Annotated in this window: 24 protein-coding genes; 12 read left to right on the forward strand and 12 right to left on the reverse strand. The window is 70.2% G+C overall.

The features are described 5' to 3' along the window. Window positions 1-41 precede the first annotated feature (41 nt). Both mazG and OXS27_RS21995 read left to right on the forward strand, forming a co-directional pair. Complete coding sequence (mazG, locus tag OXS27_RS21990) at window positions 42-914, forward strand: nucleoside triphosphate pyrophosphohydrolase (RefSeq protein WP_243917510.1); 873 nt, start codon at window positions 42-44, stop codon at window positions 912-914. Window positions 915-991: 77 nt separating this feature from the next. Continuing rightward, window positions 992-1,333: a hypothetical protein gene (locus tag OXS27_RS21995; protein WP_243917512.1), complete on the forward strand. Its 342-nt coding sequence runs from the start codon at window positions 992-994 to the stop codon at window positions 1,331-1,333. Between the two features lie 9 nt (window positions 1,334-1,342). Here OXS27_RS21995 and OXS27_RS22000 read toward each other — a convergent pair whose 3' ends face one another. The 6 genes from OXS27_RS22000 to pabB form a co-directional block, all read right to left on the reverse strand. After that, window positions 1,343-3,040, reverse strand: coding sequence for a HAMP domain-containing methyl-accepting chemotaxis protein (locus tag OXS27_RS22000; RefSeq protein ID WP_267358677.1), 1,698 nt, complete (start codon window positions 3,038-3,040; stop codon window positions 1,343-1,345). Window positions 3,041-3,412: 372 nt separating this feature from the next. Beyond that, window positions 3,413-3,943: a ferritin-like domain-containing protein gene (locus tag OXS27_RS22005; RefSeq protein WP_243917516.1), complete on the reverse strand. Its 531-nt coding sequence runs from the start codon at window positions 3,941-3,943 to the stop codon at window positions 3,413-3,415. A gap of 231 nt (window positions 3,944-4,174) precedes the next feature. Continuing rightward, window positions 4,175-4,621: a DoxX family protein gene (locus OXS27_RS22010; protein ID WP_243917518.1), complete on the reverse strand. Its 447-nt coding sequence runs from the start codon at window positions 4,619-4,621 to the stop codon at window positions 4,175-4,177. Beyond that, window positions 4,618-5,481, reverse strand: a complete 864-nt coding sequence (locus OXS27_RS22015) for an aminotransferase class IV (protein WP_267358703.1) — start codon at window positions 5,479-5,481, stop codon at window positions 4,618-4,620. The genes OXS27_RS22010 and OXS27_RS22015 overlap by 4 nt, the downstream gene beginning before the upstream one ends. Beyond that, window positions 5,468-6,091 carry an aminodeoxychorismate/anthranilate synthase component II gene (locus OXS27_RS22020; protein ID WP_243917520.1) on the reverse strand — a complete coding sequence of 208 codons (624 nt, stop codon included), beginning with the start codon at window positions 6,089-6,091 and terminating at the stop codon, window positions 5,468-5,470. Before OXS27_RS22020 ends, OXS27_RS22015 begins: the two co-directional genes overlap by 14 nt. After that, the gene (gene pabB, locus OXS27_RS22025) at window positions 6,088-7,458 is read right to left on the reverse strand and encodes an aminodeoxychorismate synthase component I (RefSeq protein WP_267358678.1); all 1,371 of its coding nucleotides are present in this window, start codon (window positions 7,456-7,458) and stop codon (window positions 6,088-6,090) included. Before pabB ends, OXS27_RS22020 begins: the two co-directional genes overlap by 4 nt. A gap of 373 nt (window positions 7,459-7,831) precedes the next feature. Between pabB and rimO the strand changes: the two genes are divergently transcribed. The 3 genes from rimO to OXS27_RS22040 all read left to right on the forward strand — a co-directional run bounded on the left by rimO (window position 7,832) and on the right by OXS27_RS22040 (window position 11,020). Next, on the forward strand, window positions 7,832-9,193 hold the full coding sequence (rimO, locus tag OXS27_RS22030; protein WP_267358679.1) for a 30S ribosomal protein S12 methylthiotransferase RimO: 1,362 nt from the start codon (window positions 7,832-7,834) through the stop codon (window positions 9,191-9,193). 299 nt (window positions 9,194-9,492) lie between these two features. Next, window positions 9,493-10,575 (forward strand): DNA polymerase IV, encoded by a 1,083-nt coding sequence (dinB, locus tag OXS27_RS22035; protein ID WP_267358680.1) that lies wholly within the window; start codon window positions 9,493-9,495, stop codon window positions 10,573-10,575. A 214-nt stretch (window positions 10,576-10,789) separates the two neighbouring features. Then, a complete protein-coding gene (locus OXS27_RS22040) occupies window positions 10,790-11,020 on the forward strand; it encodes a hypothetical protein (protein ID WP_243918881.1) in 231 nt (76 codons plus the stop codon). A gap of 64 nt (window positions 11,021-11,084) precedes the next feature. On the opposite strand, the gene OXS27_RS22045 is transcribed toward OXS27_RS22040, so the two are convergent. The 3 genes from OXS27_RS22045 to OXS27_RS22055 form a co-directional block, all read right to left on the reverse strand. Beyond that, window positions 11,085-11,285 (reverse strand): hypothetical protein, encoded by a 201-nt coding sequence (locus OXS27_RS22045; protein WP_243918883.1) that lies wholly within the window; start codon window positions 11,283-11,285, stop codon window positions 11,085-11,087. A gap of 90 nt (window positions 11,286-11,375) precedes the next feature. After that, window positions 11,376-12,002 (reverse strand): bifunctional nicotinamidase/pyrazinamidase, encoded by a 627-nt coding sequence (pncA, locus tag OXS27_RS22050; RefSeq protein ID WP_267358681.1) that lies wholly within the window; start codon window positions 12,000-12,002, stop codon window positions 11,376-11,378. Continuing rightward, entirely contained in the window at window positions 11,999-12,976 is a 978-nt protein-coding gene (locus OXS27_RS22055; protein WP_267358682.1) for a quinone oxidoreductase, read from the reverse strand. The genes pncA and OXS27_RS22055 overlap by 4 nt, the downstream gene beginning before the upstream one ends. A gap of 189 nt (window positions 12,977-13,165) precedes the next feature. Between OXS27_RS22055 and OXS27_RS22060 the strand changes: the two genes are divergently transcribed. Together OXS27_RS22060 and OXS27_RS22065 are read left to right on the forward strand one after the other, a co-directional pair. Next, window positions 13,166-13,462: a succinate dehydrogenase assembly factor 2 gene (locus OXS27_RS22060; protein WP_243918909.1), complete on the forward strand. Its 297-nt coding sequence runs from the start codon at window positions 13,166-13,168 to the stop codon at window positions 13,460-13,462. Window positions 13,463-13,473: 11 nt separating this feature from the next. Next, complete coding sequence (locus OXS27_RS22065) at window positions 13,474-13,704, forward strand: hypothetical protein (RefSeq protein ID WP_243918895.1); 231 nt, start codon at window positions 13,474-13,476, stop codon at window positions 13,702-13,704. Between the two features lie 21 nt (window positions 13,705-13,725). Here the strand turns inward: OXS27_RS22065 and OXS27_RS22070 are convergent, their stop codons facing one another. Next, window positions 13,726-14,073: a BrnA antitoxin family protein gene (locus OXS27_RS22070; protein WP_267358683.1), complete on the reverse strand. Its 348-nt coding sequence runs from the start codon at window positions 14,071-14,073 to the stop codon at window positions 13,726-13,728. A 519-nt stretch (window positions 14,074-14,592) separates the two neighbouring features. On the opposite strand from OXS27_RS22070, the gene mfd reads away from it, so the two are divergent. Next, window positions 14,593-18,192: a transcription-repair coupling factor gene (gene mfd, locus OXS27_RS22075; protein ID WP_243918899.1), complete on the forward strand. Its 3,600-nt coding sequence runs from the start codon at window positions 14,593-14,595 to the stop codon at window positions 18,190-18,192. A gap of 31 nt (window positions 18,193-18,223) precedes the next feature. On the opposite strand, the gene OXS27_RS22080 is transcribed toward mfd, so the two are convergent. After that, window positions 18,224-18,577, reverse strand: a complete 354-nt coding sequence (locus tag OXS27_RS22080) for a hypothetical protein (protein WP_243918901.1) — start codon at window positions 18,575-18,577, stop codon at window positions 18,224-18,226. A 140-nt stretch (window positions 18,578-18,717) separates the two neighbouring features. Here OXS27_RS22080 and OXS27_RS22085 point away from each other — a divergent pair, with 140 nt between their 5' ends. From OXS27_RS22085 to OXS27_RS22100, 4 genes are all read left to right on the forward strand, one after another. Continuing rightward, on the forward strand, window positions 18,718-20,058 hold the full coding sequence (locus OXS27_RS22085; RefSeq protein WP_267358684.1) for an MFS transporter: 1,341 nt from the start codon (window positions 18,718-18,720) through the stop codon (window positions 20,056-20,058). Between the two features lie 175 nt (window positions 20,059-20,233). Then, window positions 20,234-21,580, forward strand: coding sequence for a tlde1 domain-containing protein (locus OXS27_RS22090; RefSeq protein ID WP_267358685.1), 1,347 nt, complete (start codon window positions 20,234-20,236; stop codon window positions 21,578-21,580). 253 nt (window positions 21,581-21,833) lie between these two features. Beyond that, on the forward strand, window positions 21,834-22,883 hold the full coding sequence (locus OXS27_RS22095) for a CoA ester lyase (protein WP_243918907.1): 1,050 nt from the start codon (window positions 21,834-21,836) through the stop codon (window positions 22,881-22,883). Window positions 22,884-23,169: 286 nt separating this feature from the next. Then, window positions 23,170-23,652, forward strand: coding sequence for a DUF1203 domain-containing protein (locus OXS27_RS22100; protein ID WP_267358686.1), 483 nt, complete (start codon window positions 23,170-23,172; stop codon window positions 23,650-23,652). A gap of 78 nt (window positions 23,653-23,730) precedes the next feature. On the opposite strand, the gene OXS27_RS22105 is transcribed toward OXS27_RS22100, so the two are convergent. Continuing rightward, entirely contained in the window at window positions 23,731-24,714 is a 984-nt protein-coding gene (locus tag OXS27_RS22105) for a helix-turn-helix domain-containing protein (protein WP_267358687.1), read from the reverse strand. Between the last annotated feature and the right edge of the window lie 42 nt (window positions 24,715-24,756).

Consider the following 24,756-nt stretch of genomic DNA (forward strand, 5'->3'; position numbering starts at 1 on the left):
CTTGTTGCCACGCGGTCGGGAACGGCTCTAACCCCATCGGCATGAGCGAGACACACGAGTCGGGCCGCGCGGGCGACGGGGTGGCGGAGACGGAACTGAGCCGGCTGCTGCGCCTGATGGCGGCCTTGCGCGACCCCGTCCGCGGCTGCGCCTGGGACGTGGCGCAGACATCCGCCACCATCGTGCCCTACACGATCGAGGAGGCCTACGAGGTCGCCGACGCGGTGGCGCGGGGCGACCGCGACGACCTGCGCGACGAACTCGGCGATCTGCTGCTTCAGGTGGTGTTCCACGCTCGGATGGCCGAGGAGCAGGGCGCCTTCGCGTTCGACGACGTGGCCCGCGCCATCGCCGACAAGCTGATCCGCCGCCACCCGCACGTCTTCGCGCCGGACGGGTCGCTCCTGCCGGAGGGCTCCGCCTTGCGCGACCCGGCGCAGGTCGAGGCGCAATGGGCGGCGATCAAGGCGCAGGAACGCGCCGCGCGCGGCGAAGCGCAAACCGCGCCGGACCCGCTGGGCGGGGTCGCCCTGGCGCTGCCGGCGCTGGCTCGCGCGGAAAAAATCTCCCGGCGGGCGGCCGGCTACGGCTTCGACTGGGACAACGCCGCTCAGGTGATCGGCAAGGTCCGCGAGGAGACCGACGAGGTCGCCGAGGCCCTGGCGGCGGGCGACCGGCGGGCCGTGGCGGACGAGATCGGCGACCTGCTGTTCTCGGTGGCCAACCTCGCCCGGCATGCCGGGATCGACCCGGAGACGGCTTTGCGGGACGGCACCGCCAAGTTCGAGCGCCGCTTCGCCGCGATGGCGGCGCATCTGGCGGCGGCCGGGGGCGAACTCGGCCGCTCGGATCTCGCCGCCATGGAGGCCGCATGGCAGGCGGTGAAACGCGACGAGGCGGAGCGGGCCGGATAGCCGGCGCGACGATCCTGCGCGGGGTGCCGCGCGTCCGGGGGCTCGACAGACCTCAACCGGCGGATATGGTGCCGCCCATGCGCTTCGCTCTCCCCCTCCTCACCCTGCCCGTCCTGGCCCTGTTCGCCGCGACCGCCCTGCCCCGGCCCGCCCGGGCCGAGACGATCGTTCAGGGCCGGTTCGGCTGTCACACCCAGGAGGTCACGGACCGCCTGTTCAAGCTGGTCATGGCCGGCGACGAATCGGGGTTCGGGCAGCTCCTGCGGGGCAGCCTCGCGAGCGGCGAGTGCCGGAACTGGACGCCCGGCGAGGCGGTCCGGCTCGAGAGCCGGACGACGACCTATGGCTGCCTCGCGCCGGCGGCCGGGCAGGAGCGCTGCTACTGGACGCCCCTCAGCGCGGTCGAGAAGCCGAACTGACCGCGGCCCTCACGCCGCCCGCACGGTGTTGAGGAACCGCTCGACCTCGGACGCGAGCTGCTCGGACTGGCGTGACAGGTCGGTCGCTGCCGTGAGCACCCGGTCGGCCGCCCGGCCGGTCTGCTCCGAGGCCTGGGCCACGCCGGCGATGTTGTCGGTCACCTGCTGGGTGCCGGCCGTGGCCTGACCGACGTTGCGCACGATCTCCTGCGTCGCCGCCCCCTGCTGCTCGACGGCCGCCGCGATCGTCGCCGCGACGGCGTTGATCTCGCGGATGCGCCCGGTGATCGTCCCGATGGCCCCCACCGTCTCGCCGGTCGCGCCCTGGATCCGGGCCATCTGGCCGGCGATCTCCTCGGTGGCCTTGGCGGTCTGGCCGGCCAACTCCTTGACCTCGGCGGCGACCACCGCGAAACCGCGGCCCGCCTCGCCGGCCCGGGCCGCCTCGATCGTCGCGTTGAGCGCCAGCAGGTTGGTCTGGGCCGCGATGTTCGAGATCAGCTGCACCACGTCGCCGACCCGGCTCGCGGCCTCGCTCAGGGCGGAGACCTGGGCGGCAGTCTGGTCGGCCTCGCCGACGGCCCGCCGGGCGAGGTCGGTCGAGCCGGTCACCTGCCGGCTGATCTCCTGGATGGAGCTGCCGAGTTCCTCGGTGGCCGCCGCCACCGTGTTGACGTTGGCGGCGGCCTGCTCGGCGGCGGCGGCCACGGTGGTGGACTGGCTGGCGGCCTCCTGGGCGCTGGCCGACATCCGTCCGGCCGTGGCCTGCAGCTCGGCGGCCGCGCTCGACACCATCCCGACGATGCCGGCCACGGCCCGCTCGAAGGCGTCGGCCAACTCCACCATGGCGCGCTTGCGCTCGGCGGCGGAGGCGGCCTCGTCCGCGTGCCGCCGCTCCGCCTCCTCGACGGCGCTGCGGGCCACCATGGCCTTGATCCCCTCGACGGCACGGCCGACCGCGCCGATCTCGTCCCGGCGGGTCGCGGCCTCGAGGGTGATGTCGCTCGCGCCGCCCGCCATGCGCTGCAGGGCGGCGACCAGCCTGTCGAGGGGGCGCGTGATTCCGAACACCGCGATCGCGCCGGCCATCGCGAGGGACGCGAGCAGCCCCGCCACGGCCGTGACGATCAGGATGGTGGTGCCGCGCTCGACATCGGCCTGCGTGGCGTGCTTGCCGTCGTCGATCCGGCGTTCCAAGTCGGCGATCTGGGCCTGCATCGCCGCGTGGAAGGCCGCGCGCAACCCGGCTGCGTCCTTGTACGAGATCTGGATGGCCGCATCGCGGTCGCCGTCCAGGGCCGCGGTGTTGCTGTTCGCGACCATCTCGAGCACGGGAGCGGCGATCCGGCGGATCTTCTGGACCTTCTCGGTATCGTCGGTCGACCGCGACGCGGCGATGATGCGATCGAGATCGTCGAGCGTCGCCCTGGCGGCCGTGTTGTAGCGGTCCTCGAACGTGGTGAGATCGGATTTCGGCTCGCCGATCATGAGGTTGCGGTTCATGAGCGCGGCGTCGCCGAGATGGATCCGCGCGCTCTGCAGACCGGCCAGCCGGACGGTGAGATACTCCGCGACGTAGCCGCTGCGCTCCTGGATGACGTGCATGGTATTGAGCGCGTAAACGACCGTGATCGCGCTCACCAGCATCGTGATAAGCAGAGGTGTCGCAATCTTGGTCAGAATTTTTATATTATTGAGGATTTTCATCTCGGATGCATCCAGCAGAATATGTGCAATACGCTCGATGAAACAGAACTGTTTTTACAGACGATCGATCTTTGACGTGCTTCAGCCGTAGCATGCCGAAGATTTGTTCTCAATGCATGTTTCGGTATGGATGCAAAAATCCGATTTCAGAGATTTAATGTATTGATGCGCGGTTTTATCGATTTTCGTGTCTGCTTCGGCGCGAGATAAGAGATCACGCTGCTCTAGAAGCGAAGATTGTTCTGGCTGCGTATGGACGCGATCGGAGACAACGGCAGGACTTTGTCGGGATACGGTTTACGGCACCGAGCCCGCCGCCGCTTCTGGAGCGGCGGCGGCCGGGCCGCCGCCGTGTGGGGCGGCGGCCTCCGCTCAAGTGGCCTTCTTGCCCTTCTTGGACGGCTCGGCATCCTCAGGGGTGCCGTCGGTGTTGATCGACTCGGCGATCTTGGACAGCAGCGCGTCGGTCTTCTTCTCTTCCTGCAGGGTCTCGTCGAGGAGCTTGGCGGCGTCCGCGTAGCCGAGCTGGGCGGCCCAGGTCTTCAGGGTGCCGTAGCGGGCGATCTCGTAATGCTCCACCGCCTGGGCGCAGGCGGCCAGCACCGCGTCGGCGGCCGGGCTATCCTCGAAATCCTCCAGATCCTCCTCCATCTCAGAGACGATGCCCTGCATCGCCTCGCAGGTCTTGGCCCGGGCCGGCTTGCCGATCAGCTCGAACACCTGCGTGAGCCGCTCGACCTGCTGGGCGCTCTCCTCGGCATGGGTCTCGAAGGCTTGGCGCAACTCGTCGTGCTCCGCCGCCTTGGCGGACTTCTTGAGCGCTTTCACGGATTGCTTCTCGGCGTAGTAGACGTCCTTCAGGGTCTCGTAGAAGGCGTCGTGCAGCGTCTTCTGCTTGGCCATGGCGGTCTATCTCCTTTGGGCAAGCTGCCAGGTGCGCAGCCTCCGGACGGCAAACGCCGGTCCCGCCGGGCGTATCCGCCCGATCTTTTCCCGATCTCTCGGCCCTGGGGAGGAACTTTTTTGCGCCGCGGCATGCGCGGCCGGCGGCCTGTGATCCTGTGATCCAGGGCCGGCGTGATCCAGGGTTTGCCGGATCCTGGGCCGCCGTGATCCCTGGATCACGGGATCCCGTCAGCGGGTGGCGCCGGGTGGGCTCCCGGCCGATCGTCCGGGATGGCGGACCGGCCAGTCGATCAGCCCGCCGGCCCAGAGGGCCGCCCAGACGAAGACCGGCTGAAAGGCGAGCCGCGGCCCGTGATACCACCAGGAATCCGGGATGCCGTCGACGTGGATGTGGTCGAAGGCGTGCTTGAGGTTCGCCGGATAGACGCAGACCGCGTAGAGCGCGAGGCCGATCGCGGCGGCCCGGCGGAATCGGTCCGTCAGGAGGGCGAGCGCACCGGCGATCTCGCACAGGCCGGTGGCCTGGATGACGAGGCGGGGCTCCGGCACCCAGTCGGGCATCAGCGGCAGCATCGCGTCGGTCGCCATGAGGTGGACCACGCCGATGAACAGGTAGATCGCCGCGAGCCCGTAGCGCAGCCAGCGCCGCCCGGTCTCGATCGTCTGCTCGGTCACGCGACCCTATCCTCCGTCACGTTGCAGGCCTGGGCCACGCGGGCCCGGAGGGCCGCCATCAGGCAGGCCACAGTAGGGTGCCCGGCGCCCGGGAAGGCTTTGCCGCCGAGGGCCGTCACGGGGGACAGGAGCCGCAGGGAGTTGGTCAGGAACACGGCGTCCGCCCCCAGGAACTCGGACAGGGTCAGCGACCGCTCCTCGGCCTGCAGCCCGCAGCCGGCGGCGAGACCCAGAACCTCCGCCCGGATGATGCCAGCGAGCACGCCGTCTTCGAGCGGCGGCGTGACCAGAATCGCGCCGAACAGGGCGAACAGATTGCCGGTGCCCGCGCAGGTGACGCACGCCTTCGTGTTGCAGAACAACGCCTCGTCGAAGCCGGCCGCGGCGGCCTCCCGGGCGGCCAGCACCGCGTCGCCATAGCCCAGCGTCTTCAGGCGGCTGGCGGGCGATGTGTCGTTGCGGGCGATGGCGGTCGGCCACAGGCGCAGGGGCGCGAAGGCTGCGCTCCGGGCGCTCGGCGCCGCGGTGGCGAACAGCGTGGGGTGCGGATCCTCCGGGGGCTTGAGGCCCCGCGGGCCGGAGCCGCGCGTCAGCGTCGTGCGGATCGCGAGCCGCTCCCCGAGAGGCCCCCCCTGCCCGGCCAGCGCCCGCATGGCGGCGCGGATCCGCTCCGGCTCGGCGGGAATCCCAAGAATCTCCGCGGAGGCCACGAGCCGGGCGATGTGGGCGTCCTCGAAGGCCACGCGGTCCCCGAGCGCCAGGGCCGTGTCGAACAGGCCGTCGCCGAGCGTCAGGCCGCGGTCGGTGTGGTCGAGGGGGGCCGTGGTCCCGGGCTCGAGCGTCCCGTCACGCCACAGCATCGCGGCGTCCCCCCGGCCCATCACGCCGTTCCCGCCACGCGCGGGCGAGGTCCAGAAAATTGGCGAACAGGGCGTGGCCGCCTTCGGTCAGCACCGATTCCGGGTGGAACTGGATGCCGTAGGTCGGGTGGGTCCGGTGCGACAGCGCCATCACCTCCCCCTCCTGCGAGACCGCGTCGACCGAGAGGTGCCGTTCCATGTCGGGGCCGGGATTGACCACCAGCGAGTGGTAGCGCCCCACGGGCATCGGCGCGGGCAACCCGGAAAAGAGGCGCTCGCCGGTATGGGCGATCGGCGTCATCTGCCCGTGCAGGGGGCGCTGCGCCCGCCCGACCGTGCCGCCGAAGGCCGCGCCGATCGCCTGATGGCCGAGGCAGACCCCGAGGATCGGCACCGTGCCGGAGAGGTCGCGGATCGCCGGCAGCGAGACCCCGGCTTCCGCCGGGGTGCAGGGGCCGGGCGAGACCACCAGGGCCTCCGGTTCGAGCGCCCGGATGCCGGCCACATCCAGCGCGTCGTTGCGCACGACCCGGACGTCCTCGCCCAACTCCTCGAAGTAGCGGACCACGTTGAAGACGAAGGAATCGTAATTGTCGAGGACGAGGATCATGCGAAGGCCTCGAACACCCGGGCGGCCTTGGCCAGGGTCTCGTCGTATTCCGGGCCCGGCTCCGACAGCAGGGTCACCCCGCCCCCCGCCTGCAGCACCGCTTGGTGCGCGTCCATGAACACGGTGCGGATCGCGATCGATGTGTCCATCGTCCCGTCGAAGCCGATCCGGCCGATGGCGCCGCAATAGAGTTCCCGCGCGTCGCCCTCGATCTCCGTGATGATGTCCATGGCGCGGATTTTTGGGGCGCCCGTGATCGAGCCGCCCGGAAAGGTCCCCTCCAGGAGGTCGAGGGCGTCGAGCCCGTCGCGGAGTTGTCCGGTCACCACCGACACCAGATGGTGGACGTTGGCGTAGGTCTCCAGGCCGCACAGGGTGGGCACGGCGACGCTGCCCGGCTTGCACACCCGCGACAGGTCGTTGCGCAGCAGGTCGACGATCATGACGTTCTCGGCCCGCTCCTTGACGTTGGCCAGAAGGGCTTCGGCTACGGCCCGGTCGGCCTCCGGATCGTCGAGCCGGCGGGCGGTGCCCTTGATCGGCCGCGTCTCCACGTGCCGGCCGTCGAGCCGGATGAAGCGCTCGGGCGAGGACGAGGCGATGCTCAGCCCCTCCAGCTCCAGATAGGCCCCGAAGGTCGCCGGGTTGGTGGCGCGCAGGCGCCGGTAGAGGGCGAACGGGTCGAAATCCGCCGGTAGATCGGCGCTGAAACGCTGGGCGATGTTGGCTTGGTAGATGTCGCCCGCCCGAATATAGAGGCGGACCTTTTCGACAGCATCTTCATAACTTTGCCGGTCGAAGTTCGAGCGCCACGTGAGGCCTTTCCCGGATTGGCCCGGTGCCTCTGGCGGTTCGGTGCCGAGCCGGTCGGCGAAGGCGGCGAGCCGTGCCGCGGCGCGGGCCTGACGGGCGGCCGGTTCCGTCTCCGGAAAGCCGGTGGCGACGAGTCGGGCCGTGCCGGCGGCGTGGTCGATCACCAGGGCCGTGTCATAGAGGTTCAGGGCGATGTCGTCGGTGAGCCCCGCCCGCCGGGCCGGCGGCGCAACCCGCTCCAACGCCGCGCCGAGGTCGTAGGCGAGGTAGCCGATCGCCCCGCCCGGGAAGGGATTTTCAGGGCTGGGCTCGATCCGGTAGGGGGCGAGGCAGGCGCGCAGGGCCGCGAAGGGGCCGCCCGGCACCGGTTCGCTATTCAGGGTCGCGACGCCGTCGCGGAAGCGGAAGCGCGCGAACGGGTCGGCGGCCACGATCGAATGGCGCCCGAGCGGGTCGTGCCGCATCGCGCTGTCGAGGAAGGCGAGACCCGGCAGGGACCGCAACCGGGCGGCGGCCGCGACGGGATCGATGAAGGGGATCTCTCGGGTCCACATGACCGGGTTCGGGGCCGCTATCTCTGGCTGTGCGTTACCCGTTGCCGTCGCACAGGCGATGCCGCGGGGGAAGCGGCAGTTCCACGCAGGCACCGCCGCGCGGTGCGGGCGGGATGTGTCCAGGGTGCAGGACGACGGCCCCAAACCCTTATGCGCGGTCTCAGGATCCGCCGGTAAGGATATAATAGTAAACAGAAGTCCGTTGTGATCCGGTAGCCTCGTGCCTGGAGCCGGACACCCCTGCGGCGGCCGGCCTCGCGCGGGCGGTTGAGAACCGCTATAAGATCATGATCCCGAATTCTCGTCCTCGCGCTCCGTATGGCTGTCTCATCGGCCACACGCGCGGGCGGCGTCCGATCTGTCGAATGCGCCCATGACCGCCACGCCAGCCCCCACGCCCGCTCCGAAGGCTTCGGATCTCAAGGCTTCGGCCCCAAAGATCTCGTTCGTCTCTCTGGGCTGCCCGAAGGCGCTGGTCGATTCCGAGCGGATCCTCACCCACCTGCGCGCGGAGGGCTACGAGCTGGCCCGCCGGCACGACGGCGCCGACGTGGTGATCGTCAACACCTGCGGCTTCCTCGATTCCGCCAAGGCGGAGTCGCTCTCGGCGATCGGCGAGGCCATGGCGGAGAACGGCCGGGTGATCGTCACGGGCTGCATGGGCGCGCAGCCCGAGGAGATCCGCGCGAAATACCCGGACCTCCTGGCGGTGACCGGGCCCCAGGCCTACGAGTCGGTGGTGGCAGCGGTCCACGAGGCGGTGCCGCCGGCCCACGACCCGTTCCTCGATCTCGTGCCGCCGCAGGGGATCAAGCTCACCCCGCGCCACTACGCCTACCTGAAGATCTCGGAGGGGTGCAGCAACCGCTGCAGCTTCTGCATCATCCCGTCTCTACGCGGAAACCTCGTCAGCCGCCCCGCCGCCGACGTGCTGCGCGAGGCGGAAAAGCTGGTCAAAGCCGGCGTGAAGGAACTGCTGGTCGTCAGCCAGGACACCAGCGCCTACGGCGTCGATATCCGCTACAGTGAGAGTCCGTGGCAGGACCGTCAGGTCCGCGCGAAGTTCTACGACCTCACCAAGGAACTCGGCGAGCTCGGCGCCTGGGTGCGGCTCCATTACGTCTACCCCTACCCGCACGTGGACGAGGTCATCCCGCTGATGGCCGAGGGCAAGGTGCTCCCCTACCTCGACATGCCGCTCCAGCATGCGAGCCCCTCCGTGCTCAAGCGCATGCGCCGCCCCGGCAATCAGGAGCGCCAGCTCGACCGGATCCGCAGCTGGCGGCAGATCTGCCCGGATCTGGCGATCCGCTCGACCTTCATCGTCGGCTTCCCCGGCGAGACCGAGGCCGAGTTCGAGGAGCTTCTGGGCTGGCTGCAGGAGGCCAAGCTCGATCGCGTCGGCTGCTTCGAATACGAGCCGGTGGCGGGCGCCACCGCCAACGCGCTGGGCGATTTCGTGCCGCCGGCGGTGAAGGCCGAGCGCAAGCGCCGGTTCATGGAGACCCAGAACGGCATCGCGCTGCGGCTCCAGCGGGCCAAGGTCGGCAAGCGGATGCCGATCATCGTCGACGCCGTCGAGGGCGGGGTCGCCCGGGGCCGGTCCAAGGCCGACGCGCCGGAGATCGACGGCACCGTCCACGCCGCCTTCCGGCGGCCGGTGCGGGTCGGCGACATCGTCACCGTGAAGATCGAGCGGGCCGAGGCCTACGACCTGTACGGCAGCGTGGCCTGAGGCAGTCACCCGCCACGGGCGGTTGAACAGAACCTCCAAACCGCCCCCCTCATCCGGCGGTGCCGGAGCGCAGGGGAAGCCTCGAAGGAGACTTCCAGGGATCGCGCGGCTGGCTGGAGCCCTCCTTCGAGGCTCGCTGCGCTCGCACCTCAAGAGGTGGGACAGACCAGCTTGATCGGTCGCTCCAGGGTGCGGATGGAACATCCCTGTTGAGCCCCATCCAACACGCCTTGACCCGGCCACCCCGCCGCGCTCTTTCAGAACAGATCGGGAACTAACCGCGGATCTCCGAGGCGGCGATGGATCCGGAGGTCGCGCTCCGAAAAATCATCCACATCGACATGGACGCGTTCTACGCCTCCGTGGAGCAGCGCGACGACCCGTCCTTGCGCGGCAAACCCCTGGCGGTGGGCGGCTCGCGGGAGCGGGGCGTGGTGGCGGCGGCGAGCTACGAGGCGCGCACGTTCGGCGTCCGCTCGGCCATGCCTTCGGCCACCGCCCGGCGGCTCTGCCCGGACCTGCTGTTCGTGAAGCCGCGCTTCGAGGTCTACCGGGGGGTCTCGGAGGAGATCCGCGCGGTCTTCGCCCGGCACACGGCGCTCATCGAGCCGGTGGCCCTCGACGAGGCCTATCTCGACGTCACCGAGAATCTTCTGGGGCTGCCCACCGCCACCGCGGTGGCCAAGGCGATCCGGGCCGAGATCCTGGAGCGCACCGGGCTCGTGGCCTCGGCCGGGGTCTCGTACAACAAGTTCCTGGCCAAGGTGGCCTCCGACCACAAGAAGCCGAACGCCCTGTTCGTCATCACCCCCGCCATGGGGCCGGACTTCGTGGCCGCGCTGCCGATCGGCCGGTTCCACGGGGTCGGTCCGGTCACCGAGGCCAAGATGAAGCGGCTCGGGATCCACACCGGGGCGGACCTGCGCGCCTGGGCGCCGGAGCGCCTGCGCGAGATCTTCGGCTCGTCGGCAGGGTACTACCACGCGGTCGCCCGCGGCATCGACATGCGGCCGGTGCGCGCCCACCGGGTGCGCAAGTCGATCGGCGCCGAGACCACCTTCTCGGAGGACACCGCCGCCTTCGAGGTCCTGGCCGCCCGGCTGGCACCCCTGCTGGACAAGGTCTGGGCCGGCGCCGTCGCCAAGGGCATGCGCGGCCGGACCGTGACCCTGAAGCTCAAGTTCTCGGATTTTGCCCAGGTCACCCGGGCGAAATCACTCGTCGCCCCCGTGCCCGACCGGGCGAGCCTGGAGCGGATCGGCCTCGATCTGCTCGCGGGACTGTTCCCGCTGCGGCGCAGTGCCCGGCTGATCGGCGTGTCGCTGTCGGGCTTCGCCCAGGGGGAGGATGAGGAGCCGATGCAGCTCGGGCTGGGACTTTAGCAGGCCGCGCCCCGAAATGTGGCGGCCAGCTTCCGAGACGATGCTCTGAACGCTGGGTGGAACGACAGGACCTGAAGCTGGAAAGTCGGCTTCATACTGCAATCCGCTGCCGATTGTGCGGTGTCGCACACAGTCTTGGCCTGTGGAGACCCAGATAGCGGGAATCCCGACTGATGCCACCGAGCGCGTCGGACCCAACCGCAGGAGCCAGCTTGTGTCGAAACGCGCTTCCCTTGTCGTCGCCACGGCCCTGATGCTGACCGCCTCAGCCGGCGCGGCCCTGGCCGATGGCACCTCCGGGTTCAGTGCCGCCAACGCCGCCATGCAGCGGGGCTATACGGCGAGCCCCGGCCAGATCTTCATCCAGACGCCACCGCACGGCGATCCGGCCATCACCGGACCGGTCACGCCCCAGAACCGCCCGGCGCCGGCGCGCACCCGCTGAGGATTCCGAGGCCCCGGACCGGTCGAGCGGTCCGGGGTCGTCCCGCGACCGCGGGTGCTCGTCTTCAGGCGTTCTTGCGCGGACGATGGTTCGGGTCGATGCCGCCGTCGAGCTTCGTCTCGTTGTCGACGTCGCCCTCGAAGGTCGAATCCGCCTGCAGATCCGCCGGGTCGGCACCGGTCATGCCCTTCGAGGTGCCGATGCCGGGATTGCCCTTGAGGTCGGCGTCGGTCGGGGTCTCGGTCTTGGGGTGCTTGCCTGACATGTGGGCTCCTGTCGGATGCGGATGTCAGGCCAACGCGTCGGGGCGGGGGCGGTCGCGCCCAACCCGTGCGGCGGTTCGCCTCCCTGGGATTCAGCCGATCTCGGCCGCCTCGATCCGGTGCACGCCGGCCGCGTCCATCCGCGCCCAGGCCTGCGCGAGCGACCCGTCCACGTCGATGCCGCGCACTGCATCCGCCACGACCCAGACCTCGAAGCCCGCGTCACGGGCATCCAGCGCACTCCAGGCCACGCAGAAATCCGCGGCGAGGCCGCATAGGACGAGGCGGCTGATCCCGCGCTCCCGGAGCGCCCCGGCGAGCCCGGTGCGGGTGGTCCGGTCGGCCTCCAGGAAGGCCGAGTAGCTGTCGATCCGGGGATCCAGGCCCTTGCGGATTACGAGTCCCGCCGGGTCGGTGGCGAGCCCCGGCGCGAACGCCGCGCCCGGACTGCCCTGGACGCAGTGCCGGGGCCACAGCACCTGCTCGCCGTAGGGGAGCGCCACGCGCTCGAACGGGGCCCGCCCGGCATGGTTGTCCGCGAAGGAGACGTGGTCGGCCGGGTGCCAGTCCTGCGTCAGGGCGACGTTGCGGAAGCGGCCCTGCAGCGCATTGACCGGCCCGACCACCGCGTCGCCCTCCGGGACGGGGAGCGCCCCGCCCGGAAGGAAATCGACCTGCACGTCGATCACGAGGAGCAGGTCGGAGGCGCCGGGTGTCACGGCAGCATCACGATCGAGCCGGTGGTCTCCCGGCCCGCGAGGTCGCGATGCACCTGCTGCGCCTCGGCCAGCGGGTAGGTGGCGTTGACCGCGATCTTCACCGCGCCGCTGCCGACCACCTCGAACAGACGGGCGGCGGCCTCCTCCAGGGTGGCGCGGTTGGACGAGAAGGTCGCCAGCGTCGGGCGGGTCACGTAGAGCGAGCCGCGCGGGGCGAGCAGGCCGAGGTCGAGCCCCGTGATCGCCCCGGAGGCGGAGCCGAAGCTCGCCAGCAGGCCCATCGGCGCGAGGCTGTCGAGCGAGCCCATCAGGGTCGCCTGGCCGACGCCGTCATAGACCACCGGCACGCCCTTGCCGCCGGTGATCTCGCGCACCCGCTTGGCGACATCCTCCTCGCGGTACAGGATGACGTGGTCGCAGCCGTTCTGCTTGGCGAGCGCGGCCTTCTCGGGGCTGCCGGCGGTGCCGATCACCGTGGCACCGAGATGCTTGGCCCATTGGCAGGCGATCAGGCCGACGCCGCCGGCGGCGGCGTGCCACAGGATCGTGTCGCCGGGCTTCACCGCGTAGGTCCGATGCAGCAGGTACTCGGCGGTCAGGCCCTTGAGCATCATGGCGGCGGCGGTCTTTTCGTCGACGCCGTCCGGGATCGGAACGGCCGCCGCGGCCGGAATCAGCGCCTCCTCGGCGTAGCAGCCATCGGCGACCGAGCCGTAGGCGACCCGGTCGCCCGGCTTGAACTGGGTCACGCCCTCGCCGACCGCCGTGACGGTGCCGGCCCCCTCCTTGCCGGGGGTGTAGGGCAGGTGCGGCGCCTTGTAGGCGCCGGTGCGGAAGTAGATGTCGATGAAGTTGACGCCGATCGCCGCCTGTTTGACCCGGATCTGGCCGGGGCCGGGCTCGGCCAGGGGCACGTCCTCGAACTTCATCACCTCGGGGCCGCCGTACTCGTAGACCCGGATCGCCTTCGGCATCGCTGGACTCCCGCTCGCCGCCCCGTGCGGGGCGTTGGCATTCGAAATAACGAAGCGTCTGACGGAGGCAATTGCTTTTTGGCCCTCGCCCCGCTGGGCCTCCGGGGCCGGATCCTGGATCCTCGGCGGATGGCCGCCTATCTTGGCATGAACGCCCGCCCGTCCCTCCGACCGGAAGTCCCGAAGAAAATGTCCGGCACCACCCGCACCAGCGCCGACCTCGATCCGCGCCGCCGCCGCCTCCTCTTCCGCGCCTGGCACCGAGGCATCCGCGAGATGGACCTGATCATGGGCCGCTTCGCCGATGCCGAGATCGGTGAGCTGTCGGAGGCGGAACTCGACCAGTTCGAGGCGCTGATCGAGGTGCCGGACCGCGACCTGTTCAAGTGGCTCACCGGCGAGGTCGAGACACCTTCGAACTACGACACATCGGTCTGGCAGCGCGTGCGCGCGTTCCACCGGCACGATGCGCCGATCCATTCCTGAGAGGGACCGTGATGGACGAACCCAAGCCTCCTTACGACCACCCGGCCCGGTCGATCGCGACCGAACTGGTGGTGCGGATCATGCTGGAGATGATGGAGCGCTCCGATCCGGCGCTCCGCGGCGAGATCCTGCGGCAGGCCACGGCCCGCGCGGAGGCAATGACCCAGGACATGCCCAACGCGGATTTCTTCCGCGGCCGGGTCGAGGCGGCTTTGGCCGAGATCGTCGGGCCGGATGCGTGAAGGAGCCGGTTGGGAAAGCGCTCAGCGCCCCTTCCCGACGGCGAGCATGGGGCGCCGCAACACCGCGTTGATCCGCGCCTGATGGCCCCGGCCGGCGTTCCGGAAGTAACGCAGCACGTCGCTGTCGCGCTGGATCGAGACTGCCTCCCTGTCCGGCGAGCCCGTTGCGGCATCGTCCCAGAAGGCGTCGTCGAGCCCGGGATGGTCCAAGTCGGATGAGCTCATGTGCTCGATCGCTTCCTGGGTGAGCGCCGCGAGCTGCCCACGGTCGCTGTCGGTAGCGACAGGCCGGAACGTTCCGTCGGGCTGCCGTTGCAGCAGCGTACCGTCCGCCAAGCGGGTGAAGGTGATCGCGTCAGCGTGCGCCATCGCGTGCGCGCTCCTTCCTGTTCGCAGGCCAAGCGGTGACGAGCCGCGTCACCCGGTCCGCGCAAGGTGTAGACGACGGTGAAGACACCATCGAGGGCTTGGCCGACGGTGATGCAATGCTCTTCCCCGTCATCGCCGGACGAGGCGCGGGTCCCCTCTCCCGTGCGGGAGAGGGACAGGGCAAGGGATCGGGGCCTTCAGGAAGAGGAGCGCTCTATCGGCGCGGCGATGTTCGATCCTGAGCGTTCTCGCCCCTCACCCCAACCCTCTCCCGCACGGGAGAGGGGGCTCGTCGCGTCCGGAACGTTCGTCGGTGCTCCCCCTGTCGCGTCATCTCTCCAGCAGCGGCGCGCTTCCCCGAAACGCAGCCCAACAACCGTTCCGTGACTGCAGCAGAACGGCCATATAGGGTCCGTTCAGCCGTGACCCCGGGAACGCTTTATCGTGGCGGCCCGATCGGCTAACGCCACCCGACCTCTGCCCCTGACGTGCCCGGCGGGATCCCCCGCGAAAGACCCGATGGCCAAGCCGCAACCGAAGCCTTCCGCGCCCGCGCCCGCCAAACAGCAGGTCGCGCGCTTCGCCCTGCCGAAATCCTCGGCGCTCGCCCAGGCGATCGACGCCCTCAAGCGCGGCGACAGCCCGGTCCTGGCGAGCGCCCCGGAGGGGTTCGACGCCCTGGCGCTCGCCGACCTCGCCCGCGCGCTGGCCCCCACCGTCGATGCGCCGGCCGTGCTGGTCCACGTGGCGCGCGATTCCGGGCGCTCGGCGTCGTTCCAGGCGGCCCTCGGCTTCGTCGCGCCCGAGATGGAGGTGATGAGCCTGCCCGCCTGGGACTGCCAGCCCTACGACCGGGTCTCGCCGACCACGGCTACGGCCGCCGCCCGGATGACCGCGCTCGCCCGCCTCGCCCGGACCCGCTCGGCCGAGGACCGGCCGCGCATCCTCTGCACCACCGTCAACGCCCTGGTACAGCGTGTGCCGCCCCGGGCCCACATCGCCCGGGAGGCGTTCTCGGCGGCGATCGGCAACGTCGTCGCCATGGACGACGTGGTCGCCTGGGTCGAGGCCAACGGCTTCCTGCGCACCGGGACGGTGCGGGATACCGGTGAGTACGCCGTGCGCGGCGGTATCCTCGACCTGTCGCCGCCGGGCCTGCCGGCGCCGATCCGCCTCGATTTCTTCGGCGACACGCTGGAATCGATCCGCGCCTTCGATCCGGAGACCCAGCGCACCACCGGCCAGCTCCGCTCCCTCGACCTGATGCCGATGAGCGAGGTCCAGCTCACCACCGAGACGATCCGGCGCTTCCGCCAGGGCTACATCCAGAGTTTCGGCGCCGCCACCCGGGACGACCGGCTCTACGAGACCGTGAGCGAGGGACGGCGCTATGCCGGCCTCGAGCACTGGATGCCGCTGTTCTACGACGGCCTCGACACCCTGTTCGATTATCTCGGCGGCGTGCCGCTGGTGTTCGACCCGCAGGTCGAGGATGCGGCCGCCGAGCGGATCGCGCTGGTCCAGGATTACTATCAGGCCCGCGAAGCCGCGATGAAGACGCCGCAGGCCGGCGTCGCCCCCTACAAGCCGCTGCCGCCGCGCGCCCTCTACCTGATGCCGAACGAGCTGAAGGAGCGGATCGCCACCGCCACGGTGGCGCGGCTGACACCCTTCGCGCAGCCCGAGTCTCCTGAGCGTGCGGTGATCGATTGCGGCGCCAAGGCCGGCCGGAATTTTGCGCCGGAGCGGGCCGAGGAGAACACCAGCGTGTTCGACGCCGCGGTGGCGCATATCCGCGACCTCCAGGGATCCGGTCATCATGTGATCCTGGGCGCGTGGTCCGACGGCTCCCGCGACCGGCTCTGCGGCGTGCTCACCGATCACGGCCTGAAGAAGCCCGTGGCGATCACCCGGCTCACCGACGTCTACGCGTTGAAGCGCGGCACCGACGCGGCTGTGGCGGTCTGGGGCCTGGAATCGGGCTTCGTTGCGGGCGAACTCGCCGTGGTGTCCGAGGGCGACATCCTCGGCGACCGGCTGGTCCGCCAGAAGCGCAAGGCCAAGCGGCCCCAGGACGTGATCCTGGAAGTCCAGGCGCTCCAGCCCGGCGACATCGTGGTCCATGCCGACCACGGCATCGGCCGGTTCGTCGGGCTCAAGACGATCCACGCCGCCGGCGCCCCGCACGATTGCCTGGAGCTGCAGTACACCGGCGGCCTGCTGCTGCTGCCGGTAGAGAATATCGAGCTCCTGACCCGCTACGGCTCGGAGGATGCCGAGGTCGCCCTCGACCGGCTCGGCGGCGGCGCGTGGCAGGCCCGCAAGGCCAAGATGAAGCGCCGCATCCTCGAGATGGCGGGCGAGCTGATCAAGGTCGCGGCCCAGCGCTTCGTCCGGAAGGCGCCGGCCCTCAAGGCGCCGGAGGGGCTCTACGGCGAGTTCGCCGCCCGCTTCCCGTTCGAGGAGACCGAGGATCAGGCCAACGCCATCGATGCGGTGCTCGACGACCTCAATGCCGGCCGGCCCATGGACCGGCTGGTCTGCGGCGATGTCGGCTTCGGCAAGACCGAGGTGGCGTTGCGCGCCGCCTTCGCGGCGGCGATCTCGGGCAAGCAGGTGGCGGTGATCGTGCCCACCACCCTGCTGGCCCGCCAGCATTTTCGCACGTTCGCCGAGCGCTTCTCGGGACTGCCGATTCAGATCGCACAGCTCTCGCGCTTCGCCTCCGCGGCCGAGATGAAGCAGGCCCGCGCCGGTCTCGCCGCCGGCACGGTCGACATCGTGGTCGGCACCCACGCGCTCTTGGCCAAGAACATCGCATTCAGGGATCTCGGCCTGATCATCGTGGACGAGGAGCAGCATTTCGGCGTCGCCCACAAGGAGCGGCTGAAGGCGCTGCAGGCCGACGTCCACGTGCTGACGCTGTCGGCGACCCCGATCCCGCGTACGCTCCAGCTCGCCATGACGGGCGTGCGCGAACTGTCGATCATCGCCACGCCGCCGGTCGACCGGCTGGTGGTGCGCACCTTCGTGACGCCGTTCGATCCCCTGACCATCCGGGAGGCCCTGCTGCGCGAGCGCTACCGCGGCGGGCAGGCCTTCTACGTGGTTCCGCGGATCGAGGATCTCGCGGAGGTCAAACGATTCCTCGACACCGAGATGCCCGAGATCAAGGTCGCGGTGGCCCACGGTCAGATGGCAGCGGGCCAGCTCGAGGACGTGATGACGGCCTTCTACGAGGGCAAGTTCGACGTGCTGCTCTCGACCACGATCGTGGAATCGGGCCTCGACATCCCGACCGCCAACACCCTGATCGTCCACCGGGCCGACATGTTCGGTCTGGCCCAGCTCTACCAGCTGCGCGGCCGGGTCGGGCGCTCGAAGGCCCGGGCCTACGCGCTGTTCACGACCCCGGCCAACCGCCAGCTCACCGCCCAGGCCGAGCAGCGGCTCAAGGTGCTGCAGAGCCTCGACACGCTGGGCGCGGGCTTCCAGCTCGCCTCCCACGACCTCGACATCCGCGGCGCTGGCAACCTGCTGGGCGACGCCCAGTCCGGCCACATCAAGGAAGTCGGCTACGAACTCTACCAGCAGATGTTGGAAGACGCGGTCACCGCGCTCAAGGCCGGCATCGAGGACCTGCCCGAGGAGGCGTGGTCGCCGACCATCGCGCTCGGCGCGCCGGTCACGATCCCGGGGGATTACGTCGAGGATCTGGGGGTGCGGCTGGCGCTCTACCGGCGGCTCGCCACCATCCAGGACGATGCCGAGATGGAGAGTTTCGGGGCCGAGATGATCGACCGGTTCGGGCCGCTGCCGCCCGAGGTGGAGCAGCTCCTCAAGATCGGCACGATCAAGATCCTGTGCCTCAAGGCCAATGTCGAGAAGGTCGAGGCCGGGCCGAAGGGCGTGGTGGTCCACTTCCGCGACAAGTCCTACGCCAACCCGCAGGGGCTGGTGGCCTATGTCGCCGAGCAGGCCTCCTTCGCGAAGGTGCGGCCCGACATGAGCGTGGTGTTCGTGCGCGACCTGAACACCGTCCCGGCGCGGCTCAAGACCGCCACCGAGGTACTGCGCAGCCTGGTGACGATCGCCGGGCGGGCGAAGAAGGCGGCGTGACGATCTTGTGAGGGCCTGAGCCGGCGTGGACTCACACCGGCTTGAGCAAGTCGATCGCGTCTTCCGTGAACTCGATGTGCCCGTCCCAGTAGCTGATGAGCACGTCGCGATTCAGCGCGACCCAGGCTTTCAGGCGCGCCTCGTCGGCGGGATCGAGGCGTGGGCCGTCCGTGTATCGGAAGGGTCTCACCTGATACGAGCCCATCTGATCGGGCTGGACCCGAGGTCCGAGCGAGACCTTCACGCGGGCGTCGTGCCGGGCGCCGCCCCTCTGCGAGATGAACACGATGAACGGCAAACCTGTGGTCTTCGAGCGCAGGTTCGCCATGCCGTAGGTGGCCTGTCCCTGGGCCTCGGCGGCCGTGAGGACCGTGGGGGCGTCCATGTCGACCTCCGTCGCCGTCCTTTCACGGCATCAGCATAGCGTGATTCCCGCACGCCGTCGCGCCGTGCCATCGCAGGGCCTGATCGTTGCGCTGACAGCGCATCTCTGCTTCTCCTCCCTGAAACTCAGGAGACGCGTGGATGGCAAACCCGGCACCGGTCACCGGCGCGCCCGAGCCGGTGAAGGCCGCCACAGGCGCCTTCCTCGCCCCCCTGTTCGCCGACCGGCGCGTCGCCGCGGTGCTCGGGCTCGGCTTCGCGCAGGGCATCCCGTTCCTGCTCGTCTACGCGACCCAGTCGGCGTGGCTCGTCCAGGCGAAGGTGCCGCTGGCCACGATCGGGCTGATGAGCGAACTCACCATCGCCTACAAGCTCAAGTTCCTCTGGGCCCCCTTCCTCGACCGTCACGACGCGCCGCTCATCGGCCGCTGGCTCGGCCGGCGCCGGGGCTGGATCGTCGCCACCCAGATCCTGGTGGCGCTGGCGCTCGCGGGCGTCGCCTTCGGCGATCCGGCCCACTGGCTCGCCTGGACGGTGGCGTTCTCCCTGGCGCTCGGCGTCGCGGGTGCCACCCAGGACGTGGTCATCGACGGCTGGCGCATCACCGCCGCACCGCCCGAGCAGCAGGCGCTGATGTCGTCGTGGTCGGAGATCGGCTACCGGATCGGCAACCTCGCGGCAGGGGCCGGCGCCCTCTACCTGTCCGACGCGTATGGCTGGCGCGTCGCCTATCTGTGCATGGCCGCGCTCATGGCCCCCGGCACGATCGCGGCGCTGCTGGCGCCCGAACCCCCCGCCCCCGAGACCCCCGCCACCGGCGGCTTCGTCGAGACCGTCTGGGCGCCGATCCGCGACCTGCTGGCCCGCCTCGGGCCGCTGGCCGTGCCGGTGCTGGCGCTGGTCGCGGGCTTCCGGATGCCCGGCTACGTCTCGAACGCCATGGCGATCCCGCTGTTCAAGACGCTCGGCTATTCCAACACCGACATCGCCACGGTGACGAAACTGTTCGGCTTCTGGATCGCGCTCGGCGGGACGTTCCTGGCGAGCGCCATCATCCCGCGGATCGGCATGATGGCGAGCCTGCTGATCGGCACCGTGGTGGCCTCGGCCTCGCACCTCGCGCTCGCCTATCTCGCGTGGCACGGCGGCCATGGCGGGGCGGCGTTCTGGACCTTCGCGTTCACCGTCGGGATCGACGGCTTCGCCTACGCCTTCGCGTCGATCGTGCTGATCACCTACATGTCGCGGCTCTCGGCCACCGCGCATGCGGCGAGCCAGTACGCCCTGCTGACCTCGCTCTGCGCCCTGCCGGGCAGCCTGCTCGCCGGGTTCTCGGGCTTCGTGATCGAATGGACCGGGTTCACGTGGTTCTTCGTCGGCACGTCCCTGATCGGCGTGCCGGTGGCCCTGCTCTGCCTGCTGGTCGCGCGCCGGCACGGGCCGATGGACGCGCCGATGGAGACCCCCGCGCAGGCGTCCTGAACGCGTATTCGCGGCGGCGTGCGCGTCTTCAGCAAGACTTAACCATAAGGCCGCTTAATGGGTGGACGGTTGATGTCCTTCCCAGGTGGGCAACCCAGGCCACGTGCGCGGAAACGGCTTCCGCGGGCGAACGGCGGCGGCTGCCTCCGGGGAAGCGCGTGCGCGAGTTCCCCGAATGGCTCAGGCTGCAATGTCCCGAACCGCGTATCAGGTCGCGGAGCCCGTGCGGCGGGCCGCGCCGCAGCGCATCGTCTACGTCGAGACGCTCTACGATCCCGTCGCCCGCACCCGTGTGCCCTACCCGAGCGCCATGCGCCGGGCCCGCCGCCGCGCCCGTCTCACGGGGCTCATCGGCCTGACCGCCGTGACCCTGGCCGGCTGGGCGATCCTCATCCAGCCGCAGGGCCCCGCCCCCTCCGAGGGGCCCGCATTGCGGCCGGCCCTCGCCACCGCGCCGCACGCCGCGCCGCAGCCGAATCTCGCCTGGATGCTCGATCCCAGTCCCGCTTTGGGCTCCGGCGCCGCGACCGACTTCGGCGGCGCCGCGCTGCCGACCGACTTCCAGGTCGCCGCCACAACCCAGGTCGCCCTGTCCGAGCCCTCTCGGGCGGTCCGGGAGATCGCCCGGCAGGTCGCGCGCGCTGAGCAGGTCAAGGCCGAGCGGATCCGGACCACGCAGGCCCCGGACGCGCCTGTCGCCGCGTCCAAGGGGCTGGCCGCGCCCAAGGGGATTGCTGGCACGCAGGCGCCCGCGCCCCTGCGGCTTGCCATGGCCGAGCCGACCCCCGCCGCCTTCGTGCCCAATCCGGCATCCGCCCTGGTGCCGCTGCCGGTGGCCCGCCCGGCCGAGCTGCGGCCGCAGCCTGCCGCACCGCGTGCCGCCCTGCCCGCCCGGGTGGCGGCCCGCGCCCTGCCCCGCACCCGCGACGTGTTCCGCGCCGCCATGGCGGAGGAGCCGTCCTTCTTCGAGAAGCTGTTCGGCGTCGGCGCCGCCGCGCCCCGGCTGGAGCCGCGTCAGGCCCTAGCCTATGCCAGCCCCGATACCCTGCCGCAGGCGGCCCCGCGCACCCGGATCAGCCCGGAGCCCGAATCCGTCGGCGGCACGGCGGTCTACGACATCACCGCCCGCACGGTGACGCTCCCGTCCGGCGAGGTGCTGGAGGCCCATTCCGGCCTCGGCGAGGCCATGGACAGCCCGCGCTTCGTCCACCTGCGCATGCGCGGCTCGACGCCGCCGGGCACCTACATGCTGACCGAGCGCGAGCGCCTGTTCCACGGGGTGCGGGCGATCCGCCTCACCCCGGTCGGCGGCAGCGGTTCGATCCACGGCCGCGACGGCCTGCTCGCCCACACCTACATGCTGCGCCAGCCCGGCGCCTCGAACGGCTGTGTCTCGTTCCGCGACTACAACCGCTTCCTACAGGCCTTCCTGCGGGGCGAGGTCCGGCGCCTCGTGGTCGTGGCCGGCGACGGCCTGTTCGGCCGGGTCGGCATGGGCGAGCGCGGGGGCAGCCGGGGCTGATGGGTTTCCAAAGGGACCCCGTCCCTTTGGTGGGGTGTCGGGGTGAAACCCCGGCCTACGGATCCTGGACCCCCGAACGGGGGTCCAGGATCCGTACCGCAGGGCCCTGCCCTGCACCCGCCAAAGGACTTGTCCTTTGGAATCCGTGATCGGGTTCTGTGTCTTCACGGGGCCGTGCCAGTGTTCCCGATTGCAATGCGATCGGGAACGGCTCTAACGGGAGCAGACGCCAGCCCCCGACAAGAGGCACCCGATGAAACTGCCCCGCCGCTTCTTCCAGCCCCTCGCCACCGGCGCGCCGGCCCCGTTCCGCGACTTGCCGGTGCGGCTGGAGCGGATGATCCACTTCGTGCCGCCGCACAACGACAAGGTCCGCGCCCGGGTGCCGGAGCTCGCCGGCACGGTCGACGTGGTGCTGGGCAACCTGGAGGACGCGGTCCCGGCCGACCAGAAGGAGGCGGCCCGCAAGGGTTTCGTGGCGATGGCCCAGGCGACCGACTTCGCCGCCACCGGCACCGGCCTCTGGACCCGGATCAACGCCCTCAACTCCCCTTGGATCTTGGACGACCTGTTCACGATCGTGGCCGAGGTCGGCGACAAGCTCGACGTCGTGATGGTGCCCAAGGTCGAGGGCCCGTGGGACATCCACTACATCGACCAATTGCTCGCCCAGCTCGAGGCGCGGCACGGGGTGACGAAGCCGATTCTGGTCCACGCGATCCTGGAGACCGCCGAGGGCGTGGCCAATGTCGACGCCATCGCGTCGGCCTCGCCGCGGATGCACGGCATGAGCCTCGGGCCGGCGGATCTGGCGGCCTCCCGCGGCATGAAGACCACCCGGGTCGGCGGCGGCCATCCGGATTACCGGGTGCTCAGCGATCCCGCCGGCGACGCCCCCCGCGCCACGGCCCAGCAGGATCTCTGGCACTACACCATCGCCAAGATGGTCGACGCCTGCATGGCCAACGGCATCAAGGCGTTCTACGGCCCGTTCGGCGATTTCTCCGATGGCGCGGCGTGCGAGTCGCAGTTCCGCAACGCCTTCCTGATGGGCTGCGCCGGCGCCTGGACGCTGCATCCGAGCCAGGTGGTGATCGCCAAGACGGTCTTCGCCCCGGACCCCGCCGAGGTGGCCTTCGCGGCCCGGATCGTCGAGGCCATGCCGGACGGCACCGGCGCCGTGATGCTCGACGGCAAGATGCAGGACGACGCCACGTGGAAGCAGGCCAAGGTCATCGTCGATCTGGCCAAGCTGGTGGCCGCGAAGGATCCGGAGCTGGCGGCGGTGTACAAGCTGGGGTGAGCGGGGCCGGGGCTGCGAGGCCCTCCCTCCCGTATGGGTTCTGATGTTCATGCCACGTTGGCTGCGGGGTTCTCTCCTCCCCTGGCGATCCCGGGCCTGCCCGGGATCGCTCAAGCTTGCGGAGAGGAGAGAAGCGCTACTGGCCCAGGTCTGACGCCTGATACCCGCCGCCGTGGGCCGCTCCCGATCCAAAGGGGTGTTCAGGCGTCGAGCCCTCGATTCGAACGCAAGAAACGGGATGCGACACGCCGCGACGCGCCTTACGGCACGCCGCGGAGGTGCCTGAATGACTGCGTTTCAATGTATTCCGATCGCGACGGAGGTCGCCAATCGCTTCCGCCGCACCAGACTCGATGATCGAGGCAACCAGATCCGGAGCGTCATAGCGACATCGAGCGGTGCTTTTCCCTGTAGACACTGTCTGCAGCTCGCCCGCCCCGGTGAAACGATGCTGCTGGGGTCTTACGATTTACCGCAACCCCTGGGTGTCTACTGGACGCCAAGTCCGATTTTTCTGCACGAGACAGAGTGCCCGTATGGCGAAGTCGTCAACGATGTGGCGCCCATCGTGCGAGCGAACCCGCTCGTATCAGTTCGAGCTTATGATGTTGACCACCTATGTCTCTACGATCTTGGTCACGTCAGTTCTGGCAATGACGTTGACGGCCCGCTTATGCGTGCTCTCAGCGATCCACGCACTGAATTTGTGAACATTCACACCGCACGGCCGGGCTGCTTGCTATCACTCGTGAGACGCATACCCAGCTGAGCGCAAGCTCGGCCCCGCTGACTGCAACCCACCCTGCACGGACCCTGCGCGTGGATACCAAGCGTCAGATTTGGATCACTAGCCCCCAAACCGCGCCCGATAATCCTGCGGCGTCGCCGCGACGTGACGTAAAAAACTGCGCCGCATCGTCTCCTCGGAGCCGAAGCCGCAAGCCCGGGCGATGCGCTTGACCGGCTGCGCGGTCTCGGCCAGCGCCCGGCGGGCCGCCTCCACCCGCAGGCGCTCCACGGCTTTGGCCGGGGTGAGGCCGGTCGCCGCCTGGTAGTGCCGGCTGAGGCTGCGCGCGCTCATCCCCGCCGCCGCGGCGAGTGCCGGCAGCGCCAGATCCCCCGACAGGTTCTCCGCGATGTAGGCGTGGAGCGCCCCGAACCGTTCCTCGCCCGCCTGGAGGGCCAGCGCCGCGCTGAACTGCGCTTGGCCCCCCGGGCGCTTCAGGAACATCACGAGTTGGCGCGCCACCGCCAGCGCGAGGGGGCGTCCGAGATCCGCCTCGACCAACGCGAGCGCCAGATCAATTCCCGCCGTGACCCCCGCCGAGGACCAGACCGGGCCGTCGCGCACGAAGATCGGGTCCGACTCGACCCGGATTCGGGGGTAGCGTTTGGCGAGCGCTCCGCAATGCTTCCAGTGGGTCACGGCCCGCCGCCCGTCGAGGAGCCCGGTCGCGCCGAGCAGGAACGCCCCGGTGCAGACCGAGGCGACCCGGCGCGCCCGTCCGGCCCGCGCCCGCACCCAGGCCACCAGCGCCGGGTCGTCGCAAGCCGCCAGGACACCGGGGCCGCCTGCGATCACCAGCGTGTCCACCGGCGTGTCGAGATCCGGCAGCGGCTCGGCCACCAGCCGCAGGCCGGCCGAAGCGGTCAGATGCGGCTCGCCCGCCGCGATCACCCGCGGCGCGTAAGGTTGGCCCACGCCGCCATGCTCGTTGGCGGTGGCGAAAACCTGGAGCGGGCCCGCCACGTCGAGGAGCTGCACCGCCGGGAAGGCCAGCACCTCCACGACCCGCGGAACATCTGGCGGAAAACGAGGGCTCTTTGTCATTCGCGCCAGAGCGTGACGCGGTAGGGTCGCCCTGTCCACCCC

The organism is Methylobacterium sp. GC_Met_3, assembly GCF_026540775.1.
In the GTDB taxonomy this organism is placed as follows: domain Bacteria; phylum Pseudomonadota; class Alphaproteobacteria; order Rhizobiales; family Beijerinckiaceae; genus Methylobacterium.

Coding starts and splice junctions, on each gene's coding strand:
- mazG (WP_243917510.1), top strand. CDS start 42: ATGAGCGAGACACACGAGTCGGGCCGCGCGGGCGACGGGGTGGCGGAG.
- OXS27_RS21995 (WP_243917512.1), top strand. CDS start 992: ATGCGCTTCGCTCTCCCCCTCCTCACCCTGCCCGTCCTGGCCCTGTTC.
- OXS27_RS22000 (WP_267358677.1), bottom strand. CDS start 3,040: ATGAAAATCCTCAATAATATAAAAATTCTGACCAAGATTGCGACACCT.
- OXS27_RS22005 (WP_243917516.1), bottom strand. CDS start 3,943: ATGGCCAAGCAGAAGACGCTGCACGACGCCTTCTACGAGACCCTGAAG.
- OXS27_RS22015 (WP_267358703.1), bottom strand. CDS start 5,481: ATGCTGTGGCGTGACGGGACGCTCGAGCCCGGGACCACGGCCCCCCTC.
- OXS27_RS22020 (WP_243917520.1), bottom strand. CDS start 6,091: ATGATCCTCGTCCTCGACAATTACGATTCCTTCGTCTTCAACGTGGTC.
- pabB (WP_267358678.1), bottom strand. CDS start 7,458: ATGTGGACCCGAGAGATCCCCTTCATCGATCCCGTCGCGGCCGCCGCC.
- rimO (WP_267358679.1), top strand. CDS start 7,832: ATGACCGCCACGCCAGCCCCCACGCCCGCTCCGAAGGCTTCGGATCTC.
- dinB (WP_267358680.1), top strand. CDS start 9,493: ATGGATCCGGAGGTCGCGCTCCGAAAAATCATCCACATCGACATGGAC.
- OXS27_RS22045 (WP_243918883.1), bottom strand. CDS start 11,285: ATGTCAGGCAAGCACCCCAAGACCGAGACCCCGACCGACGCCGACCTC.
- OXS27_RS22055 (WP_267358682.1), bottom strand. CDS start 12,976: ATGCCGAAGGCGATCCGGGTCTACGAGTACGGCGGCCCCGAGGTGATG.
- OXS27_RS22060 (WP_243918909.1), top strand. CDS start 13,166: ATGTCCGGCACCACCCGCACCAGCGCCGACCTCGATCCGCGCCGCCGC.
- OXS27_RS22065 (WP_243918895.1), top strand. CDS start 13,474: ATGGACGAACCCAAGCCTCCTTACGACCACCCGGCCCGGTCGATCGCG.
- OXS27_RS22070 (WP_267358683.1), bottom strand. CDS start 14,073: ATGGCGCACGCTGACGCGATCACCTTCACCCGCTTGGCGGACGGTACG.
- mfd (WP_243918899.1), top strand. CDS start 14,593: ATGGCCAAGCCGCAACCGAAGCCTTCCGCGCCCGCGCCCGCCAAACAG.
- OXS27_RS22080 (WP_243918901.1), bottom strand. CDS start 18,577: ATGGACGCCCCCACGGTCCTCACGGCCGCCGAGGCCCAGGGACAGGCC.
- OXS27_RS22085 (WP_267358684.1), top strand. CDS start 18,718: ATGGCAAACCCGGCACCGGTCACCGGCGCGCCCGAGCCGGTGAAGGCC.
- OXS27_RS22090 (WP_267358685.1), top strand. CDS start 20,234: ATGGCTCAGGCTGCAATGTCCCGAACCGCGTATCAGGTCGCGGAGCCC.
- OXS27_RS22095 (WP_243918907.1), top strand. CDS start 21,834: ATGAAACTGCCCCGCCGCTTCTTCCAGCCCCTCGCCACCGGCGCGCCG.
- OXS27_RS22100 (WP_267358686.1), top strand. CDS start 23,170: ATGACTGCGTTTCAATGTATTCCGATCGCGACGGAGGTCGCCAATCGC.
- OXS27_RS22105 (WP_267358687.1), bottom strand. CDS start 24,714: ATGACAAAGAGCCCTCGTTTTCCGCCAGATGTTCCGCGGGTCGTGGAG.